Origin of the sequence: Mannheimia granulomatis (genome assembly GCF_013377255.1) — a bacterium.
Classification (GTDB): Bacteria; Pseudomonadota; Gammaproteobacteria; order Enterobacterales; family Pasteurellaceae; genus Mannheimia; species Mannheimia granulomatis.
This window is the reverse complement of record NZ_CP016614.1, coordinates 617,585-633,625: the sequence shown is the minus strand read 5'-3', so window position 1 is coordinate 633,625 and position 16,041 is coordinate 617,585. Positions and strand designations below refer to the sequence as shown.

At 40.1% G+C, this 16,041-nt stretch carries 18 protein-coding genes and 4 tRNA genes; 8 read left to right on the top strand and 14 right to left on the bottom strand.

The features are described from left to right. Positions 1-2 precede the first annotated feature (2 nt). From A6B41_RS02945 to A6B41_RS02880, 14 genes are all read right to left on the bottom strand, one after another. Positions 3-461 carry a hypothetical protein gene (locus tag A6B41_RS02945; protein ID WP_027075150.1) on the bottom strand — a complete coding sequence of 153 codons (459 nt, stop codon included), beginning with the start codon at positions 459-461 and terminating at the stop codon, positions 3-5. 134 nt (positions 462-595) lie between these two features. Continuing rightward, complete coding sequence (gene purN / locus A6B41_RS02940) at positions 596-1,234, bottom strand: phosphoribosylglycinamide formyltransferase (protein WP_027075149.1); 639 nt, start codon at positions 1,232-1,234, stop codon at positions 596-598. Between the two features lie 129 nt (positions 1,235-1,363). After that, positions 1,364-1,438, bottom strand: a tRNA-Gln gene (locus tag A6B41_RS02935). 60 nt (positions 1,439-1,498) lie between these two features. After that, positions 1,499-1,573: transfer RNA gene (locus tag A6B41_RS02930), tRNA-Gln, on the bottom strand. Positions 1,574-1,597: 24 nt separating this feature from the next. Continuing rightward, positions 1,598-1,682, bottom strand: a tRNA-Leu gene (locus A6B41_RS02925). Between the two features lie 2 nt (positions 1,683-1,684). Beyond that, positions 1,685-1,761, bottom strand: a tRNA-Met gene (locus A6B41_RS02920). A 166-nt stretch (positions 1,762-1,927) separates the two neighbouring features. After that, on the bottom strand, positions 1,928-2,752 hold the full coding sequence (gene aroE, locus A6B41_RS02915; protein ID WP_027075148.1) for a shikimate dehydrogenase: 825 nt from the start codon (positions 2,750-2,752) through the stop codon (positions 1,928-1,930). A 3-nt stretch (positions 2,753-2,755) separates the two neighbouring features. Continuing rightward, on the bottom strand, positions 2,756-3,310 hold the full coding sequence (tsaC, locus tag A6B41_RS02910) for an L-threonylcarbamoyladenylate synthase type 1 TsaC (protein ID WP_027075147.1): 555 nt from the start codon (positions 3,308-3,310) through the stop codon (positions 2,756-2,758). Further along, a complete protein-coding gene (locus A6B41_RS02905; protein WP_027075146.1) occupies positions 3,303-3,839 on the bottom strand; it encodes a DNA topoisomerase family protein in 537 nt (178 codons plus the stop codon). The genes tsaC and A6B41_RS02905 overlap by 8 nt, the downstream gene beginning before the upstream one ends. A gap of 26 nt (positions 3,840-3,865) precedes the next feature. Then, positions 3,866-4,171 carry a N(4)-acetylcytidine aminohydrolase gene (gene yqfB, locus A6B41_RS02900; RefSeq protein ID WP_027075145.1) on the bottom strand — a complete coding sequence of 102 codons (306 nt, stop codon included), beginning with the start codon at positions 4,169-4,171 and terminating at the stop codon, positions 3,866-3,868. Next, positions 4,164-4,640: a recombination regulator RecX gene (gene recX / locus A6B41_RS02895; RefSeq protein WP_050436819.1), complete on the bottom strand. Its 477-nt coding sequence runs from the start codon at positions 4,638-4,640 to the stop codon at positions 4,164-4,166. Before recX ends, yqfB begins: the two co-directional genes overlap by 8 nt. 59 nt (positions 4,641-4,699) lie before the next feature. After that, positions 4,700-5,812, bottom strand: a complete 1,113-nt coding sequence (gene recA, locus A6B41_RS02890; protein WP_027075143.1) for a recombinase RecA — start codon at positions 5,810-5,812, stop codon at positions 4,700-4,702. Positions 5,813-5,913: 101 nt separating this feature from the next. Further along, on the bottom strand, positions 5,914-6,534 hold the full coding sequence (locus tag A6B41_RS02885; RefSeq protein WP_027075142.1) for an aminotransferase class IV family protein: 621 nt from the start codon (positions 6,532-6,534) through the stop codon (positions 5,914-5,916). Further along, positions 6,512-7,486, bottom strand: coding sequence for an aminodeoxychorismate synthase component I (locus A6B41_RS02880; RefSeq protein WP_027075141.1), 975 nt, complete (start codon positions 7,484-7,486; stop codon positions 6,512-6,514). Before A6B41_RS02880 ends, A6B41_RS02885 begins: the two co-directional genes overlap by 23 nt. 85 nt (positions 7,487-7,571) lie before the next feature. Here A6B41_RS02880 and A6B41_RS02875 point away from each other — a divergent pair, with 85 nt between their 5' ends. The 8 genes from A6B41_RS02875 (at position 7,572) to A6B41_RS02840 (ending at position 16,002) form a co-directional block, all read left to right on the top strand. Continuing rightward, positions 7,572-9,191 (top strand): DNA recombination protein RmuC, encoded by a 1,620-nt coding sequence (locus A6B41_RS02875; RefSeq protein ID WP_027075140.1) that lies wholly within the window; start codon positions 7,572-7,574, stop codon positions 9,189-9,191. Between the two features lie 145 nt (positions 9,192-9,336). Further along, positions 9,337-9,909, top strand: a complete 573-nt coding sequence (locus A6B41_RS02870) for an anthranilate synthase component II (protein WP_027075139.1) — start codon at positions 9,337-9,339, stop codon at positions 9,907-9,909. Positions 9,910-9,988: 79 nt separating this feature from the next. Beyond that, the gene (gene prfA, locus A6B41_RS02865; RefSeq protein WP_027075138.1) at positions 9,989-11,071 is read left to right on the top strand and encodes a peptide chain release factor 1; all 1,083 of its coding nucleotides are present in this window, start codon (positions 9,989-9,991) and stop codon (positions 11,069-11,071) included. A 75-nt stretch (positions 11,072-11,146) separates the two neighbouring features. Then, positions 11,147-11,680, top strand: a complete 534-nt coding sequence (locus A6B41_RS02860; RefSeq protein ID WP_027075137.1) for a hypothetical protein — start codon at positions 11,147-11,149, stop codon at positions 11,678-11,680. Positions 11,681-11,728: 48 nt separating this feature from the next. After that, positions 11,729-12,979, top strand: coding sequence for a peptide chain release factor N(5)-glutamine methyltransferase (gene prmC / locus A6B41_RS02855; protein ID WP_084493786.1), 1,251 nt, complete (start codon positions 11,729-11,731; stop codon positions 12,977-12,979). A 10-nt stretch (positions 12,980-12,989) separates the two neighbouring features. Further along, positions 12,990-13,856: a SirB1 family protein gene (locus A6B41_RS02850; RefSeq protein ID WP_027075135.1), complete on the top strand. Its 867-nt coding sequence runs from the start codon at positions 12,990-12,992 to the stop codon at positions 13,854-13,856. Between the two features lie 54 nt (positions 13,857-13,910). Next, on the top strand, positions 13,911-14,765 hold the full coding sequence (kdsA, locus tag A6B41_RS02845) for a 3-deoxy-8-phosphooctulonate synthase (protein ID WP_027075134.1): 855 nt from the start codon (positions 13,911-13,913) through the stop codon (positions 14,763-14,765). Positions 14,766-14,829: 64 nt separating this feature from the next. Then, entirely contained in the window at positions 14,830-16,002 is a 1,173-nt protein-coding gene (locus tag A6B41_RS02840; protein ID WP_027075133.1) for a lipoprotein-releasing ABC transporter permease subunit, read from the top strand. Positions 16,003-16,041: the final 39 nt, after the last annotated feature.

Below are 16,041 nucleotides of genomic sequence, written 5' to 3'. Positions count from 1 at the left end.
TGTTAGCCCTGACGGCACTCCAACCAAGGTACTTGTGTGCCGTTGAGATTTCGATAGTAAGTCGAGCTATGCTCGCGGGCGATTAAATCAATATAGCTGCCGTCAATCGGTTGATAGGAACGGTAGCTCACTTCAAACTTATTGCCACCTAATGTGCGATTTTGTAGATGATCAAACGGCTCGGCTTTACCACCGTCTAGCTGAAAATAAATACCAAAATTTTCTTGCTTACGGCTTTCACGCGATAGCGGAAAATAGGTCGCCAAAAACGAGGTTTCGCCCGTAGTGAGGTTGTTACAGTAATAATTGTAGCGTTTGTAATTCGCGGTATTATTCAATTCCGCCTGGCTGATATTTGCTTTCAAATACCCTACCTGTGCCGATTTCTTTTGAACAGTCGGCGTACAGCCAAATAAGCCGGCAACAGTTGCAGTGAGTAAAATAAGTTTAAATTTAGACATAAAAATTTTCCTAAAATAGGGTTAAAAACAAAGGTTATGATAGCGGCATTTGAGCTGGGTGCAAGCAGTCTGTCTTGTTAGAAAGTTTGCAAAGTTTTTGTGGCAGAGCATGTTAATTCATTTAGAATTTTTAATTACTCCGCAGCATAACCATTTGAAGGTAGCTCATCGCTATCTAAATAAGCTTTGCCGTTTTTAGCGACAAGGCGGTTTGTACAAAACCATTCCACAACGAGTGGGTAGTAACGATGTTCTTGCTCCACCACTCTCGCCTGTACCTCTTCCACACTATCTTCAGGGTAAATCGGCACTTTGGCTTGTAATACGATTGCACCGGCATCCACCTCTTCGTTCACAAAATGAATTGTCATTCCGTGTTCAGTTTCGCCCGCATCAAGTGCTCTCTCATAGGTGTTTAAGCCCGGATATTTAGGTAATAGAGAGGGGTGAATATTTAAAATTTTGCCGTCAAAACGCTGCGTAAATTCAGGGGTGAGAATCTTCATATAGCCGGCGAGTACAATCAATTCCGATCCCAATTTTTCAATTTGTTCGGCAATAGCTAAATCCATTGCTAAATTGCTTTCATAATCCTTACGGGAAAACACAAAGGTTGGAATACCGGCTTGCTCTGCCCTAACCAAACCATATACGTCAGCTTTATTGCAAATTACACCACAAATTTGACCGCTTATTTTGCCTGCTTTTTGGGCATCAATAATAGCTTGCAAATTAGAACCATTTCCTGAAATTAATACGACGAATTTTTTCATTTTATTGCTTATTTTGACATTAATAATTAGCTATATTATGCCTTGAATCATAAGGTCCGTACAGAGAATAAAGCAATCTTTAATAAGAAAGAAACTGACTTAATAATAAAATAGAATCTTTGAGAAGTATGGCTGGGGTACTAGGATTCGAACCTAGGGATGCCGAGATCAAAACCCGGTGCCTTACCGCTTGGCGATACCCCAAAAGAAAAAAACTAACTTAACGTTAGCTTGTGATTAAGACTTGAAAAGTTGAAAATTAAGTGGCTGGGGTACTAGGATTCGAACCTAGGGATGCCGAGATCAAAACCCGGTGCCTTACCGCTTGGCGATACCCCAACACTAATTTTGTTAATCGATAAATGGTGCGGGACGAGGGACTTGAACCCACACACCTCGCGGCGCCAGAACCTAAATCTGGTGCGTCTACCAATTTCGCCAGTCCCGCAATGGTGGCTACAGCGAGATTCGAACTTGCGACCCCAACATTATGAGTGTTGTGCTCTAACCAGCTGAGCTATGTAGCCATTTGCGTTCACCATATCGGTCAACGGTGTGCATTATGCTGATTTTAGAGCTTCTCGTCAAATACTTTTTCAAAAAAAAATGATTTTTTGATTCGCTTGAGTAGATATTCATCATTTTGATGTAAATCTAACATTTTTTGTTTATAAAATAATAAGTTATCTTTGGTTATTTTCCAGTTTGCATTTCATCTTTTAGTTGCGTAAGAACCGGTTCAACATCAGGGAATTTATCCTCCCATAACGCAAACGCAAAAGCTGCCTGCCCGACTAACATCCCTAAACCGTCTTGGCACTGTGTAGCACCACAGCTTCTAGCATAATTGAGGAAAGGAGTCCACATATCTAGCGCATATTGCATATCATAAATTTTCGCCGAAGTGAGTAAAGCAGGCGGTAACTCCACAAATCCTCCCTGTAAACCAAGTGAAGTCGCATTAATAATTAAGTCAAACGTTTGGTTTTCTAGCTGCTCAAAACAAGCGGTCTGAATTTTGCCAAATTTTGCAAATTTTTCGACTAAAATAACCGCTTTATCATGGGTTCGATTATAAAGTGTGATATCTAAGCCGGCTTTGAGTAGCGGTAATAACACCCCTTTAGTCGCCCCACCTGCGCCTAGTATTAAGGTTTTCTGCCCTGATTGTAACCAACCTAGTCGCTCCAAATCTGATGCTAAACCTTCTCCATCGGTATTATCAGCATATAATCGACCATCTTCTAATCGTTTTAAGGTATTACACGCCTCAGCTAATAGGCAGCTTTCACTATGTTCATCAGCTAATTTAAAGGCTCGTTCTTTAAAAGGTGCAGTAATGTTGCAACCTTTCGCACCTTGAGCAAAAAATACTTTTAGCTGTTGCTCAAACTCAATTTCATCGCCCAATTTCGCTAAATATTCGATATTTTTTTTGGTTTGTAAGCCAAATAATTGATGAATACGAGGCGATTTACTCTGTGCAATCGGGTTCCCCCATACAGCATATTGGTTCATTGGTTATCCTTGTCTAAAAATCTGTTGGCTAAATATATCTCGAATTTCAGAGGGGTTTTCTCTTTCAAAAGTTGGGGCATTTAATACCGGAAACGCATCACCAAATTGCTTTTTTACCTCTAAAGCCGTTCTACATGGAGGAAGTCCGCTCAAATTAGCACTGGTAGAAGTGAGTGCAAAACCGGTTGCTTCACATAATTCAACAACTGCAGGAAGATTGCATAGGCGTACTGCAATAGAATCAAATTTTCCTCGTAAATAAGCCGGCACACTTTCCTTTGCCGGCACAACCCAAGTTATCGCTTGCTCCCCAACCTGAACTAATTGCTGCCAAGCAGATTCATTCATTTTGCTCTCATCAATGTAAGGTAATAAATAACTTAAGTTAGAAGCCAGTAAAATAAGCCCTTTTTCCTCCGGGCGTTGTTTAAGCTGCAGTAATTTTCGAACCGCTTTTTCACTTTGCGGATTGCAGCCTAAACCAAATACTGCCTCTGTTGGGTAAGCAACAACTTCTTCTTGTTTTAATTGATTAACAATGTCTAAAAAATTATTCATTAGGTTTTATTTCTGTTTGATGCAAGCACTCTTTATTAGCGCAAATATAGATTTGTTTACCACGTACTTTTTTGATAATAGCTAATTCGCAACCGCATTCGCTACATTGCTGTTTAATCGGTTTGCTCGCTAGCGTAAATTTACATTCGGGAAAGCCGGCACAACCATAAAATGTTTTTCCAAAACGCCCTCGTCTTGCCACTAATTTATGCGTTTTACACTCCGGACAATCTAATTCTTCTTCAACTTCACTCTCTTCTTGCACAATAAAGTGACATTCCGGATAATTGCTACAACCAATAAAAATACCATAGTTACCTTGTTTTAACTGCAGCTTTCCAGCGCATTCGGGGCAAAGTTCGTCTAACTCTTTGATAATATGGCTGGCGTGATGTAAAGGTTTAATATAATCGCATTCAGGGTAAGACGAACAGCCTAAAAAAAGCCCTTTTTTACCCTGTTTCAGTTGCAAAGCAGAACCACACTCCGGGCATTTTTCCGTCTGTTTAGTAGATTTAAAAAGTGCCATATTTTTCATTCACAAACAATAAAAACTTAAATAAGTTGGTAGTGAATCATAAAAAATTCATTATCGTTTGGATAAATTGCTCGAATTACTTCTTTAAGTTGTTCCAAGCTCATATTTTCTTGCAAAGCATGCTGTTCATTGAGTTCATCATAGTTAATCGGCGTGACGGAAAGCACTTTAATACGTGCAAAAAAGCGATCTGTTTCATTAGTAAAAACATCTAACTCTTGATTCGGACGAAAGTAGGACTCCGCTTTATCTCGAATCGTAATGGTTTTTTTACCACTTAAAATATCTGTTTCAAATCGGCTAAAAAAAGTAATTTTATTCATATTCATTGTAATCAATATCCATTAAATGGCTAAAATGATCGTTGTAAAAACCTCGGCTAACCATAAATCGCCACATTTTTTGCTTGGCTTTGAGATCCCTCTCAAGCGGTCGTTTTTTCTCAAAAATTTGCTCAGCCAATGCAAACCAATCAACCTCTGCATTTTCTAATTCTTGGTTGATTAACCAATCTTTGATACCTTTTAGCTTTAATTCTTGCTTTAAACGTCGAGGTCCAATGCCTTGCGATGAGCGGTAACGAATGAAAGTCACACAAAAACGTTCATCACTTTGCCAACGATTTGCTTGAGCTTTTGCAAGTGCTTCATCAATTTCTTCCAGCGAATATTCTTTCTGCTTTAGCTTTTGTCTGAGCTCATTCTCGCTATAATCCCGTTTGGAAAGTAAATATAGCAGATAATTTACTGCTGTATACTTATTTGTTTTAGCTGTAGTTTCTGATATCGTCATATTGTCTAAATAAAAATGCGATTTCCACATTAAGAGGAAACCGCACTTATTTTAATTAATTATAGTTCTTCGTCATTAAATTCTTCATCAATATCTGCACTGTCTTCAGCATCTGATTTACTTGCAGTTAAATTTGGCGAGCTAATTAATGAAGCACGAATTTCCTGCTCAATTTTCTCTGCTACTTCAGGATGCTCTTTTAGCCATTTAATCGCATTATTTTTACCTTGACCGATTTTATCGCCGTCATAGGAAAACCATGCACCGGCCTTTTTAATAAAACCATTTGCTTCAGCAAGAATTAATAATTCATTCATACGCGAGATACCCTCACCGTACATAATATCGAATTGGACTTCGCGGAATGGCGGAGCAACCTTGTTTTTAACTACTTTCACTTTGGTTTCACTACCAATCACTTCATCACCATCTTTTACCACACCGCTGCGGCGGATATCTAAACGAACAGAAGCATAGAATTTAAGTGCATTACCGCCTGTGGTGGTTTCAGGGTTACCAAACATTACACCGATTTTCATACGGATTTGGTTGATAAACACAACCAAACAGTTAGTTGCTTTAATATTAGCCGTTAATTTACGTAATGCTTGAGACATTAAACGAGCCTGCAATCCCATGTGCGAATCACCCATATCGCCTTCAATTTCAGCTTTTGGCGTAAGTGCTGCCACAGAGTCTACAATAATCACATCAACTGCACCGGAACGTACTAGTGCATCACAAATTTCCAAGGCTTGTTCCCCGTTATCCGGCTGAGAAATTAATAAAGCGTCAGTATCTACCCCTAATTTACGTGCATAAATAGGATCTAGCGCGTGTTCTGCATCAATAAAAGCACAAGTTTTTCCCGTTTTTTGTGCTTCAGCTACAACAGATAACGTTAGTGTGGTTTTACCTGAAGATTCCGGGCCATAAATTTCAACAATACGCCCCATCGGTAATCCACCAATGCCAAGTGCGGCATCTAACCCAATAGAACCGGTTGAAACTGCTTCAATATCCAGTGCTTGAGTATCACCCAAGCGCATAATTGATCCTTTACCAAATTGCTTTTCAATTTGGGCTAAGGCTGCTGCTAACGCCTTTTCCTTTTGATCCGGATCAGTTTGCTTTACTGCCGCATTCTTTTGGTTTTTTTTATCTACCGCCATAATTTATCCTTTATACGATTATTGGGTTAAAGCAGCCCTAAGCCGCCAAAAATAACTGCGCATTATTATAGTGTTTATTTATACAGTTTCAAGCACTTTTTTTACGAATTTCGATCTACATCACAAAAATCAATTTGAGAAATTGCCAATGCCCTTTCTTCATCAAACGGATTTAAGGCATTAATCAGCATCACCTTTTCATAAAGTGGCAAATCGGCTTTTTTAATTTGTGTTAAAACCACTTTTTGTTGTTCAAGCAATCGGGTTAACTGTGTACCTTTGAGCAAATAATTTGCAGGGCTATACCAAATACCTTGCTTCAAGAAGAGCAAATTACCGATAGAACAATCGCTTACATTACCATTGTTGATAATAATCACCTCTTCATTTTGCAAAATATTGAGCAAATCAAACCGCTTGCGATCGCTGTATTTCAAGCTGTAGTCCCAATTTTCCACTTCCACACAGCGGAATTGTTGAATCTGTTTCGGGTCATAAGGAAAAAATTTCACCTCAAACTGCTCGGCGTTGTAATCAATACGGCAACGTATTTTCCCGTGTTGAAATTCTGTTGGAATATGCAAAATTTGGGCTAACGAAAAAGTTGGCTTACGTCCGAAAAAGGCGCTGACCGCTTGCTCAAAGCGTTGTTGATGATAGGGCAAATTTTGAATCTGCCCGTCAATAATCGAGAGGGTTTCAAACAGCGGAAATCGGCACATAGACTTTCTCTAAAATTTCGTTATATTCCTGTTCCAACACGCTTTGTGAGGTAATACCGCCGCCACTGCGAAACACTAAACCGTTTTCGGTTTGCTCAATGTAACGAATTGCCACCGCACTTTCTAAACTTTCGCCGTCAAAATAGCCGAAAATACCCGTGTAGTACCCACGCTTGCCTCGTTCTGCCTGCTGAATAATGGAAACCGTTTTCTCTTTTGGCGCTCCACTAATTGAGCCGGCTGGTAATAAAGCAGCTAAAATTGCTCCTATATTTTCTTGCCAATTTTCAGCAAGTTCACCACAGATCTCGGAACTTGTCTGCAAAATCGCCCCGCGATGGGTGTGTACCTTCTCCGCATAACGATATTTTGTAACCTCAATATTTTTAGCAACTAAGGCGAGATCGTTCCGGATCAAATCTACAATAGTATTATGTTCGGTAAACTCTTTTTCAGAATCCATTAATTTCTGCTCAGCATTTTCTTCGCTCGCATTAATCGTTCCTTTCATCGGGTAAGAAAAAATGCGGTTCTGCTCAATTCGCACAAAGCATTCAGGCGAGAAGCAGACAAATTGATCTTGCAGATAACATTTATATTTTGCCTTGCTACTTGTAAAAATCTCCGCTAATGAATAATTGGTTTCAATGGCTGTTGGATAGCTTAAATTCAGCAAATAGCTATTACCGGCTTGAATTTCTTTCTTAACTAATTCAAAGCCTGCTTGATATTCAGCAAAAGTAATTGGATTTACTAAAAATTCAAAAGATTTAGCCACTTTTTCAAAGGTTTTTTCTGAATTCGATTTGCAAAAAAACTCAAAAAAAAGACCGCTTGTATGAGCCTCTTCGAGCGGAAAAATAAGCGGCTTTTCCTGCTCAAAATCAATTAAGAAGAAAAAAGGACGTTTCGCTCGCCCATATTGATTGGCTTTGTCTATAAAATCTTGCATAAAACTGAAATGCTTAATATTGGAAAGCTCTGTTATAATGCAAAGTAATAGTTTTGAAAAGCATTTTTTGAAAAAGGTTTTACCGATGAACACATCACTTAATATTGATGAAATTTGGCTTTATATCGCTCTTGCAATTTGCGTGATAATAGGGATTTATCTATTTTTCTTGAAATCACGTTATCAGCGAGATGCTTATGAATTAAACCAAGATCTCGACATAATCACCGCAAAATCCGAGCAAATTCAACAAAAGTATGAGGTTTTAGCCCAAGAAAAACATCAGCTGGAACAGTGGGCGGTACAACAACAAACGAAATATGAAGCCGTAAGCGAACGCTTGAGTGAAAGAGATGCTCAGCTACAACGTTTTCAACAAAAAATCGAGCTTGCCGAGCAACAAGAAAACCAGCTGGAACGCTATATTAATGAACTGAAAGAACGCATTGGTTCGGCACAAGCGAAAGCCGAAAGTTTGGAAGAACAATTGCAATTTAGCCAAAGTTCGCTTTCTCATAAAGAGCAGGAAAATCAGTCGTTATTTGGGCGATTAAACGAGGTACAAAACGAGCTGACCGAATTACGCACCACTTTATGCGAAAAACAGGCGAATTTTGAGCAGCAACAACGCAATTTTGTGGAAGTTAAACAACAGCTGAATATAGAATTCCAAAATTTGGCACAACAAATTTTGGACGAAAAAAGTAAGCGATTTAGCGAAACCAATCAAAGCTCGCTTGAAGCCCTACTCAAGCCGTTTAAAGAACAAATTGAAGGCTTTCAAAAACGAGTGAATGAGGTGCATAGTGAATCGCTCAAAGGCTCGGCGAATTTAGAGGCAGAAATCAAACGTGTGCTGCAAATTGGCGTATCGATGTCAGAAGAGGCACAAAACCTTGCCACCGCCTTAAAAGGTAACAATAAAATTGCCGGCAACTGGGGTGAAGTGCAACTGGAAAGTGCGTTGCAATCCGCCGGCTTATTGGCAGGTGAGCATTATCAGGCACAAGAGAGTTTTCGAGATGAAGAAGGGCGACGTTTCGCCCCCGATTTTGTCGTACATCTACCCGACCAAAAACATCTGATTATTGACAGCAAAGTGTCGTTAGTGGCGTACGATCAAGCGGTCAGATCCGAAGAAAATTTTGCAATTTCCCAAGCGTTAGACGAACATTGCCGTTCATTGAGAAATCATATCGAGGGACTTTCCAAGAAAAATTATAGTGCCCTGTTAGGTGTAAAAAGCCCTGATTTTGTGCTGATGTTTGTGCCGATTGAGCCGGCATATATTGAAGCGATGAAACACGATCCGCAACTCTTTAACTTTGGCTACGAACGCAACGTGATTTTGGTTTCCTACACCACGCTAATGCCGATTTTACGCACTGTGGCGAACTTATGGCGAATTGAGAGAGGGAATACGGAAGCTCGGGAAATCAGCGAAAAAGCGGGTGAAATTTATAACCAAGTGTGTGCGGTGGCCGATCGTTTAGCGAAATTAGGCAATACGCTGAACACAGCCAATAATCAATATAATCAAACAGTTACCTCACTCGTTGGGCGACAAGGCTTAATCGGCAAAGTGGAACGTTTTCAACATCTTTCCAGTAAAGCCAGCCAAATAATGCCGCAGGTGGAATTGTTGGAAAACGAAGCAGACACGATAAAACTAGAAATGGTGTCTAGGGAATTATTGGAAGAATAGTCAAATCTCGCCTCATCTAGTAAATAAGCTTTATCTGGCTATTTAGTGATAGAAGAAAGATGGGTTAAATATTTATAGCGATCTAGTCCCCCTCTTTAGACAAAGAGGGGCTAGGGGAGATTTGAAAAAAATTACATAAAACAAAATGAACAAAAAATTACTTATCATCGACAATCACGACTCTTTTACATTCAACTTGGTGGATTTACTTCGCAAAATCCATATTCCAACCAAAGTGGTATTGGTGGAAGAGCTAAACCTAGACGAAGTGGAACAATTCAGCCATATTTTGATTTCGCCCGGTCCTGACGTACCGAGGGCTTACCCAAAAACCTTTACGATGTTGGAACGCTATCATCAAAGCAAGTCTATTTTAGGCGTGTGCTTGGGGCATCAAACAATTTGCGAATTTTTTGGTGGCACTTTGTATAACCTGCAAAATGTCCGACACGGGCAACAACGCACCTTAAGCCAAATTGAGCAGAACCCGATTTTCAACGGCTTACCCGCCCAATTTCAGGTGGGCTTGTACCATTCTTGGGGCATTTTGCAAAATTCTTTGGAAAATACACCGCTTGTTGCCACCGCTGTTTGCGACCAAAATGTGTTGATGGCGTTCAAACATCGGAATTTGCCGATTTATGGTGTGCAATTCCACCCTGAATCCTTTATCACCGAATATGGGCTTCAAATTTTGCAAAATTGGCTGGCGAATTAAACAAGATTTTCAGCCGAAAATCCGCTATAATCTGCGGTTATTTACCTTATTTCAAAACAAACGAGAACAGCTTTAAAAAATGAAAGATTCCATCATTAATAAATTAGAAAGTTTAAGTGAACGCCACGAAGAATTACAGGCACTTTTAGGTGATGCGTCGGTCATTGCCGATCAAGAAAAATTCCGTGCCTATTCCAAAGAATATTCCCAATTAGAAGAAGTGGTCGGCACTTTCAATCGCTGGAAAAAACTCAATAACGATATCGAAGAAGCTCAATTACTGCTTGATGATCCAGATATGAAAGATATGGCAGCGGAAGAAATTGCTGAAAACAAAGCTGAAATTGAGAACCTTGAACAACATTTACAAATTTTATTGCTGCCGAAAGATCCGAACGATGAATACAATGCCTTCTTAGAAATCCGTGCCGGTACAGGTGGCGATGAAGCGGGAATTTTTGCTGGCGATTTATATCGTATGTACAGCCGCTATGCTGAAAGTAAACGCTGGAGAATTGAGGAAATGTCCGCAAACGAAAGCGAACAAGGCGGATACAAAGAGATTATCGTCAAAATCAGCGGCGAAGGTGTTTACGGACAGCTTAAATTTGAATCGGGCGGTCATCGTGTGCAACGTGTGCCGAAAACCGAATCACAAGGGCGTATTCACACCTCAGCCTGTACGGTTGCGGTAATGCCGGAACTGCCGGAAAGCGAAATGCCGGAAATTAATCCGTCTGATCTGCGTATTGATACTTACCGCTCATCGGGTGCAGGCGGTCAGCACGTTAATACCACTGACTCTGCTGTGCGTATTACCCATATTCCAACCGGAATTGTGGTGGAGTGCCAAGACGAACGTTCGCAACACAAAAATAAAGCTAAGGCGATGGCAGTGCTTGCTTCTCGCATCGTGCAAGTGGAACAAGAACGCCAAGCGGCAGAACAGGCTGACACCCGCCGTAACTTACTCGGCTCGGGCGACCGCTCGGATAAAATCCGCACCTATAACTATCCGCAAGGACGTGTAACCGACCACCGTATCAACCTGACGGTTTACCGTTTAGATGAAGTAATGAACGGTAAAATTGATGAATTAATCCAGCCGATTATTACTGAATATCAAGCAGATCAGTTAGCAGCATTGTCGGATCAAAATTAAATTACAAGCGGTCAGATTTTGCATAATTTTTGTAAAATTTGACCGCTTGTGGACTACATAAAGAGGAATTTCAATATGAAAAAAATATTATTAGCCATAACGACTACTCTACTTGCTGCTTGTAACAGCTTTATTAACTCAAGCCCTGCGGTAAAAAACGAAGTCATTACACCAACTACCGAGCATTTTGTTGGAGAGTGGGAATGTGCGATGAATGGCGTTGCGGCAACAACCAATAAAGTGAAATTAGGCAAAGATGGCAAAGCGAACTATCTTGGAAATGTAACGCTCCCTGCTGAAAACCCAATCTTTAACTATGCTCTTGAGCGTTCAGGCAGCTGGAAATTTGCAGATAACACCTTAACTTATAACTTTACCCAAAGCAAAGTTTCTCGTGCTCACGCGGATGAAGTTCAAGCTAATTTACAAGCAAACCAAGAGTTACAAAGTTTAGAGCAACAATATTTTGATGCATTAAACCAACAAACAAAAAAAGCAGGAAAAACCAAAGTAAGCCTTGCCGTAAGTAACTTTACGACCAAAGCATTTAGCATCGAACAGAAAGTTGCTGAAACTGTACGTTCAGGGAATTGTGTAGGGGTTTTATAATTTACTATTCTAAATTGAGAATAGATCGATTTTTTAGCATATATTAATATGGAACCTAATTTCTCTTATCAATGGCAATTTGGCATAAAACCTAATACCTTAGCCAATCTCGTGGTTGCGGGTAGAAAGACTGCAACTTGTTCAGGTTATTGCTTTTATGCGTTAGAAAATCAACCGCTTCCACAAAAAGGTGAAAAACACATTGTATTAGACAGCCAAAATCAAGCTGTCGTGTGTATTCAACTGGAGGAAGTCTTCATTGAACGCTTTAATGAAGTCACAGAAGAGTTTGCCCTTGCCGAAGGAGAAGGCGACTATCAATCTTGGAAAATTGCCCACCGCGATTTTTTTAAAGGGGAACTTGACAAGGAGATTGATGAACACTTTGAAGTAGTTTGTGAACGGTTTTATGCAGTAAATATTTTCCCCAAAACTTACGCAGAATGGCTCACCTTTGCTGAACAAACATTGCTTGAAAATGCCGAAAACAACCCTTTTTTAGATGCCAAATTCGATGCAAATTTGCTCCTACAAGCGGTTACAAAACGCACAAAATCAGCAATTTTTGCGTTTAGCGAAACTATCTTAACCGAAAATGAGCTAAAACAACTTGCCGAATACTTAGCAAGACGTGCAAACGGTGAACCAATGGCGTATATTTTGGGCGAACGGGAATTTTGGTCGTTGCCGTTGAAAGTGTCCTCCGCAACACTTATTCCCCGACCTGATACCGAGCGTTTGGTGGAATTAGCATTAGATTGGGCTCACAAGCGGTTAGAAAAACAAAAAAACTTGCAAATTTTAGATTTAGGCACCGGCACAGGGGCAATTGCGTTGGCAATGGCGAGCGAGTTAGGCGATAAAGCCGATATTATCGGTGTGGATTTTCAGCCTGAGGCGGTCAAACTTGCGGAAGAAAATCGCCAAACTCTTGGCTTTGATAATGTCCGATTTTTACAGAGTGATTGGTTTTCTGCGATTAAAAATCAGCAGTTTGACTTGATTTTGTCGAATCCACCCTATATTGATGAAAATGATGAAAATTTAACAGTTGGCGATGTGCGTTTTGAACCTTTAACCGCATTAGTTGCCGATAACAATGGCTTGAGCGATTTGCAAAAAATTATCGAAAATGCACCGCTTCACTTAAAGCCACAAGGGGCATTAATGTTGGAACATGGTTGGCAACAAGCTGAAATGGTACGAAATTTATTTAATTTAACCCTGTGGGAAGCCCTTGAAACATTACAAGATTATGGCGGTAATGACAGAGTGACTAAAGCAGTTTTAAAAGAATAAAAGGCAGGAAATGGACGATATTATTCAAGAATTATTAAGAGAGCTGGAAGAACCAAAAATTACGATTAGTGAAGTGGAATTAAAAAAATATCTTTATCGTGAAATTTTGCGACTCACTACACTTATTGATAGTAATGTACGCGAGCAGCAAGTGTTTGGGCAGATGTCTGCCTTAGTAAAAAAAGCTCGTTATAATGTCAATGGCGAAACAGATGAAGAGCGTATTAATCAACTTCTGACTTTAGTTTATCAAGAGTGGGGCTTCAGCTGCTATTATGAAGATTATTTCCATACGGAAAATTTATTGTTAAATCAAGTAATCCGCAAAAAACGTGGAATGCCTGTGTCACTGGGTTCAATTGTGCTTTATTTAGCCTCAGTGTTAGATTTACCACTCTATCCGGTAAATTTCCCAACCCAGCTGATTTTACGAGCTGAAATCCGTCAACCGAACGGAGCAACCAAAGTTCGTTTTATCAACCCTTGGAACGGCGAATTTTTAACAATTGAAATGCTAAATAAATGGCTAGAGGGCGAATTAGGCTTTGGCTCTGAAGTCACTCCCGATCTTTTAAAACGAGCGAATATGACCGAGTTATTAGAACGCATCGAAACCGTGTTTAAAATGGCACTCACCCGAGAAGGAAAATACGAAGAAACGCTACGCTTAATTGAATACCGCCTAGCCTTTAGCCCGGAGGATCCATACGAGATTCGTGATCGAGGTATGGTGTTAGCAAGTATGGATTGCTACCAAGCAGCCTTAGAAGATATTAATTATTTTATCGACCAATGTCCTGAAGATCCATCTACAGAATTGCTGAAAATGGAAGTGCAAGGCTTGGAACGCAAAAGCCAAAAAAGTTTGGTGCATTAACTTTACCCCTAGCACGCTAAAGCGTGCTAGGACACTTAAAATTAAGGACCCCCTATGACAGATAAAATTGTAAAAGTCGGTAATATTGAAGTGGCGAATAACAAAGCATTTACCCTATTTGGTGGTATGAATGTGCTGGAAAGCCGCGATATGGCACTTCGTGTGTGTGAACAGTATGTGGAAGTCACGCAAAAATTGAACGTACCTTATGTGTTTAAAGCATCGTTTGATAAGGCGAACCGCTCGTCTATCCATTCTTACCGTGGGCCGGGTATGGAAGAAGGGTTGAAAATTTTTCAAGAATTAAAACAGACTTTTGGAGTGAATATCATCACTGATGTACACGAAATTTATCAATGTAAACCTGTGGCTGAAGTAGTCGATGTGATTCAGCTTCCCGCATTTTTAGCTCGTCAAACCGATTTGGTTGAAGCAATGGCTCGCACCGGTGCGGTAATTAATGTAAAAAAACCGCAATTTTTAAGCCCTGGTCAAATGGGGAATATCGTGGAAAAAATCGCAGAGTGTGGCAATGAAAATGTGATTCTTTGCGACCGTGGTACCAACTTTGGTTACGATAATTTAGTGGTGGATATGCTAGGTTTCGGCATTATGAAAAAAGTATCAAAAGGTTGCCCAGTAATCTTTGATGTAACCCATTCACTGCAATGCCGTGATCCGTTCGGAGCTGCTTCAGGTGGTCGTCGCTCACAAGTCACTGAACTTGCCCGTTCAGGTATGGCTGTTGGTTTAGCAGGGCTTTTCTTAGAAGCTCACCCGGATCCAAACTCAGCAAAATGTGATGGTCCTTCAGCCTTACCGCTTTCCAAATTAGAAGCCTTTGTATCTCAAATGAAAGCGATTGATGATTTAGTCAAATCCTTTGCTGAAATTGATACCGCTAACTAAAACTTGATGATGAAGGCGAACCGCTGTGTTCGCCTCTTTATTCGTTATTTTGATAAGAAATTCAATGAATTTAACCCCTTTTTTTATCGCTTTTCGCTATTTTAGATCGAAAAACGCAGACCGTTTCGGACGATTAGTTACCAATCTTGCAAGCCTTGGCATTGTGCTGGGGGTGATGGCATTGGTGATTGTATTGTCTGTAATGAACGGCTTGGAAAATATGCAGAAAAACAATCTGCTTTCTACCTTACCACACGCGATTATTTCTCCCCAAGAGGGAAACTTTAGCAAAGATGAAAAGCTGAACCTCCCTGAATTTGCAAACGGAAGTGTTGCTATTAACCATGCTAACGTCATTATTCAAAGCTCAGAAGGAATTAATGCCGGTCAGCTTATTGGTGTTGAGCACTCAACTGATGATCCACTATTAGTTTCAGAAAATATTTCCCAATTATTACCAACCGGCGAATTTAAAGTGGTAGTTGGTTCACGTTTGGCAAATAAGCTCAATTTAAGCATAGGCGATAAGTTACGTTTAATGATTACCGAAAATAGCCAATATACTCCTTTAGGACGTGTGCCGGTACAACGGTTATTTGAAATTTCAGGCATTTACCAGTCTAATCGAGAGGCGAGTGAGTTTACCTTATTTGCGAATTTAGCCGATGTAGGACGTTTACTCAGAATTACTGAAGACCAAGTTCAAGGCGTACGTTTATATCTGCAAGATCCGTTCCAAGTGACCGAACTTCCACAATATTTTATGGAAGAAAACTACCAAATCAGCGATTGGCGTGAACAAAAAGGCGAATTTTTCCAAGCGGTGAAAATGGAAAAAAATATGATGGGCTTGCTCATTAGCCTGATTATTGTAGTTGCTATCTCGAATATCGTCACATCGCTTAGCCTAATGGTGGTGGATAAACAGGGCGAAATTGCCATTTTGCAAACCCAAGGTTTAACCAAAAAACAAGTAATGCAAATTTTTGTGTTCCAAGGAGCAATTGTGGGCGTGATTGGAGCATTAGTCGGTGGAGCGATTGGTGTGTTGATTGCGATGAATTTGGATCAAATCATTTTATTGCTTAACCCAACCATTCATTTACCAAGCTTAATTCCGGGCTCACAAATTGCAATTATTATCGGCATTTCTATTTTGCTTTCGCTACTTTGCACCATTTACCCGGCTTACCGAGCTTCAAAAATTGAGCCGGCTCAGGCATTGAGATATGAATAACAATTTACAAAATTTTAAGCAAAAATGACCGCTTGTATT

What these genes read in the sequence shown, in the direction of transcription:
- aroE (WP_027075148.1), bottom strand. Translation starts at nt 2,752, where the DNA reads ATGAACCAATATGCTGTATGGGGGAACCCGATTGCACAGAGTAAATCG.
- A6B41_RS02885 (WP_027075142.1), bottom strand. Translation starts at nt 6,534, where the DNA reads ATGTGCCGATTTCCGCTGTTTGAAACCCTCTCGATTATTGACGGGCAG.
- kdsA (WP_027075134.1), top strand. Translation starts at nt 13,911, where the DNA reads ATGACAGATAAAATTGTAAAAGTCGGTAATATTGAAGTGGCGAATAAC.
- prmC (WP_084493786.1), top strand. Translation starts at nt 11,729, where the DNA reads ATGGAACCTAATTTCTCTTATCAATGGCAATTTGGCATAAAACCTAAT.
- tsaC (WP_027075147.1), bottom strand. Translation starts at nt 3,310, where the DNA reads ATGAATAATTTTTTAGACATTGTTAATCAATTAAAACAAGAAGAAGTT.
- A6B41_RS02860 (WP_027075137.1), top strand. Translation starts at nt 11,147, where the DNA reads ATGAAAAAAATATTATTAGCCATAACGACTACTCTACTTGCTGCTTGT.
- yqfB (WP_027075145.1), bottom strand. Translation starts at nt 4,171, where the DNA reads ATGAATAAAATTACTTTTTTTAGCCGATTTGAAACAGATATTTTAAGT.
- A6B41_RS02870 (WP_027075139.1), top strand. Translation starts at nt 9,337, where the DNA reads ATGAACAAAAAATTACTTATCATCGACAATCACGACTCTTTTACATTC.
- A6B41_RS02850 (WP_027075135.1), top strand. Translation starts at nt 12,990, where the DNA reads ATGGACGATATTATTCAAGAATTATTAAGAGAGCTGGAAGAACCAAAA.
- A6B41_RS02840 (WP_027075133.1), top strand. Translation starts at nt 14,830, where the DNA reads ATGAATTTAACCCCTTTTTTTATCGCTTTTCGCTATTTTAGATCGAAA.
- recX (WP_050436819.1), bottom strand. Translation starts at nt 4,640, where the DNA reads ATGACGATATCAGAAACTACAGCTAAAACAAATAAGTATACAGCAGTA.
- purN (WP_027075149.1), bottom strand. Translation starts at nt 1,234, where the DNA reads ATGAAAAAATTCGTCGTATTAATTTCAGGAAATGGTTCTAATTTGCAA.
- A6B41_RS02905 (WP_027075146.1), bottom strand. Translation starts at nt 3,839, where the DNA reads ATGGCACTTTTTAAATCTACTAAACAGACGGAAAAATGCCCGGAGTGT.
- A6B41_RS02875 (WP_027075140.1), top strand. Translation starts at nt 7,572, where the DNA reads ATGAACACATCACTTAATATTGATGAAATTTGGCTTTATATCGCTCTT.
- A6B41_RS02945 (WP_027075150.1), bottom strand. Translation starts at nt 461, where the DNA reads ATGTCTAAATTTAAACTTATTTTACTCACTGCAACTGTTGCCGGCTTA.
- prfA (WP_027075138.1), top strand. Translation starts at nt 9,989, where the DNA reads ATGAAAGATTCCATCATTAATAAATTAGAAAGTTTAAGTGAACGCCAC.
- recA (WP_027075143.1), bottom strand. Translation starts at nt 5,812, where the DNA reads ATGGCGGTAGATAAAAAAAACCAAAAGAATGCGGCAGTAAAGCAAACT.
- A6B41_RS02880 (WP_027075141.1), bottom strand. Translation starts at nt 7,486, where the DNA reads ATGCAAGATTTTATAGACAAAGCCAATCAATATGGGCGAGCGAAACGT.